Source organism: Phenylobacterium sp. (assembly GCF_036263695.1).
Taxonomy (GTDB): domain Bacteria; phylum Pseudomonadota; class Alphaproteobacteria; order Caulobacterales; family Caulobacteraceae; genus Phenylobacterium.
Genome location: NZ_DATAGM010000109.1, coordinates 1 through 2,864 on the forward strand (window position 1 = coordinate 1; position 2,864 = coordinate 2,864).

At 70.8% G+C, this 2,864-nt stretch carries 3 protein-coding genes; 1 reads left to right on the forward strand and 2 read right to left on the reverse strand.

What is annotated here, in order from left to right; translation table 11 throughout:
* Positions 1 to 796, reverse strand: a 796-nt coding sequence (locus VHK87_RS04290; protein WP_329633661.1) for an acyl-CoA thioesterase, incomplete at its 3' end; no start/stop codon positions are given.
* Positions 797 to 965: 169 nt separating this feature from the next.
* Here VHK87_RS04290 and VHK87_RS04295 point away from each other — a divergent pair.
* Entirely contained in the window at positions 966 to 2,045 is a 1,080-nt protein-coding gene (locus tag VHK87_RS04295; protein WP_329633662.1) for a site-specific DNA-methyltransferase, read from the forward strand.
* A gap of 3 nt (positions 2,046 to 2,048) precedes the next feature.
* Here VHK87_RS04295 and VHK87_RS04300 read toward each other — a convergent pair.
* Positions 2,049 to 2,864, reverse strand: an 816-nt coding sequence (locus VHK87_RS04300; protein WP_329633663.1) for an A/G-specific adenine glycosylase, incomplete at its 5' end; no start/stop codon positions are given.

Consider the following 2,864-nt stretch of genomic DNA (forward strand, 5'->3'; position numbering starts at 1 on the left):
TCTCGCGCACCCGCAGGATCAGCGACTGGCTGGCGGAGGCCATCAGCTCGCCGTCCTGGGCGAACATGTACATCGAGCCGTGGGCGAAGCCGCCGTGCAGGCCGTGGATGCGGATGTCGCAAAGCACCCATTCCGTCGGCACGATCCGGCGGATGCGGATGGTGTTGTCGAGGCTGTTGCCGCCGGCGTTGGCGCCCAGCGCCGCGCCGACGCCCGAGGGCACATGGTCCGCCATGATCGCCAGCATGGGGGCGTCGACGGCGTGGCCCTCCTTGGGGCGCATCCACAGCAGCGAGCGGCCGTCCTCCTCGGGCGCCGCGCCCTTGCCGAAGCTGCCCTTGGCGACCCGCACCTCGATGCGGCTGTGCAGGCCGCCGTCGTCGCCGCGCCAGTGCTCGGAGGAGCCGCACTCGTCCGGGCCGGGCGCGTCCGGCATCGCCAGCCACTGCCGCGACAGCTCGCTGGGCCGTGAGCCGAGGGCGGCGTTGACCGTGAAGATCTCCTTGTCGTCCACGTGGCCGGTCACCCGGGCCTGGCTGTTGTACTTGCCCTGCGCCGGCACCCACACGTCCAGGTCCACCACGCTCGGCGGGCGGGCGTAGGACAGGTACTGGGCGGTGGCCCAGATCACCGGCCGCTCGCAGGTCCGCTCCATGGCCGCGATGGCCGAGGCCATGCCGACCCCGCCGAACATGAACAGGTTGCCGGGCGGCCCCACGCAGACGGCCGGGCTCAGGGGCATGTACCAGCGGTGCGGATTATGCGTCGCCCGCAGGTCGAAGAAGAGATCGCTCATAGGGGGCGCTCAAACCGCAAGCCGCAGGTTTTCGCAAGTGCGAGATAAAGACGCTCATTCCGGGCGCCAGGGCCGCCCTTAACACCCCGTTCACTATGTTTGTTGGTGGCCGGGCAACCTTAACGGGGCCAGGATTCCAAGGTCAGTTTTTACCTCAACGGGTGCGGCCATGGCTCTTCCTGCGGACAGCATCATCTGCGGCGATTGCATCGAGGAGCTGAAGAAGCTTCCCGCCAAGTCCGTCGACCTGGTGTTCGCCGATCCGCCCTACAACCTGCAGCTCGGCGGCGACTTGCTGCGCCCCGACAACTCCAAGGTCGACGCGGTCGACGACGACTGGGATCAGTTCGAGAGCTTCGCCGCCTACGACGCGTTCACCCGGGCCTGGCTCTTCGAATGCCGCCGGGTGCTGAAGGACGATGGGACCCTGTGGGTGATCGGCAGCTACCACAACATCTTCCGGGTCGGCACGGCGCTGCAGGACCTGGGGTTCTGGCTGCTGAACGACATCATCTGGCGCAAGTCGAACCCGATGCCGAACTTCAAAGGCACGCGGTTCACCAACGCCCACGAGACGCTGATCTGGGCCGCCAAGGGCAAGGGCGCGCGCCGCTACACCTTCAACTACGACGCCATGAAGATGGCCAACGACGAGCTGCAGATGCGCTCGGACTGGACGCTGCCGCTGTGCACCGGCGAGGAGCGGCTGAAGGACGAGACCGGCTCCAAGGCCCACCCGACCCAGAAGCCAGAAGCCCTGCTGCACCGGGTGATCCTGGCCTCCACCAAGCCCGGCGACGTGATCCTCGACCCCTTCTTCGGCACCGGCACCACGGGCGCCGCGGCCCGCAGGCTCGGCCGCCGCTTCCTCGGCATCGAGCGCGACCCCGGCTACGCGGAGCTCGCCAAGAGCCGGATCGCCCGCGTCACCCCGCTCGCCGAAAAGGACCTGGAGGTCACCGGCTCGAAGCGCTCCGAGCCCCGCGTGCCGTTCGGGGCCGTGGTCGAGGCCGGCCTGCTGCGCCCCGGCGACATGCTCTACTGCCCGAAGGGCAAGCTGGCCGCCAAGGTGCGCCCCGACGGGTCGCTGGCCTCCGGCGACCTGACCGGCTCGATCCACAAGGTCGGGGCGATGGTGCAGTCCGCCCCCGCCTGCAACGGCTGGACCTACTGGCACTTCAAGTCGGACAAGGGCCTCGCCCCCATCGACGTCCTGCGGGCCAAGGTGCGCTCGCAGATGCCGGCCTAGGGCTCAGATCAGCCCGTCAAGCCCAGCCCGTGCGGCCTTGAGGAACACGCTGGGCAGGCCCTGAAGGGCCGTGCGCGGGTGGAAGCTCACCTCGCCCTCCCCTTCGGCGCGGAGCAGCCGCAGCGACAGGGTGAAGTGGGTGAAGCCGTGCTCCACCTGGCCCACCTCGCGCCAGTCCGCGGCGACTGGCGCCGCGGCCAGCGCTTCGGTCAGGCTCCAGGGCGCGTCGCGCCAGTCGCTGGTGGGCAGCGCCAGCATCCCGCCCAGCAGACCCTCGGGCGGCCGGCGGACCAGGGCCACCTCCTCCCCGCGGGTCAGCACGTAGGCGACGCCGTAGCGGTGCGGCCTGCGGGCCTTGGCTGAGCGGCGGGGGTAGGCCTCCGGCGCACCCGTCTTCAGCGCCGCGCAGTGCGCCGCCACGGGGCAGCGCTCGCACAGCGGCGCCTTGGGTTTGCAGATCACCGCGCCGAGGTCCATCAGCGCCTGGGCCCAGTCGCCGGGCCGCTCGTCGCGGACCAGGCCGCCGGCCAGCGCCTTCAGTTCTGGCTTTGCGGCCGGCAGTGGATCCTCGACCGCGAACAGCCGGGCCACGACCCGCTCGACGTTGCCGTCGACCACGTTGGCCGCACGGTCGAAGGCGCTCGCCGCGACCGCCGCCGCGGTGTAGGGGCCGACGCCCGGCAGGGCGAGCAGCCCGGCCTCGGAATCGGGAAAGACCCCGCTGTGCTCGGCCGCGACGGCCCGGGCGCAGGCCAGCAGGTTGCGGGCTCTCGCGTAGTAGCCGAGGCCCGCCCAGGCGGCCATCACGTCCGCGTCGGG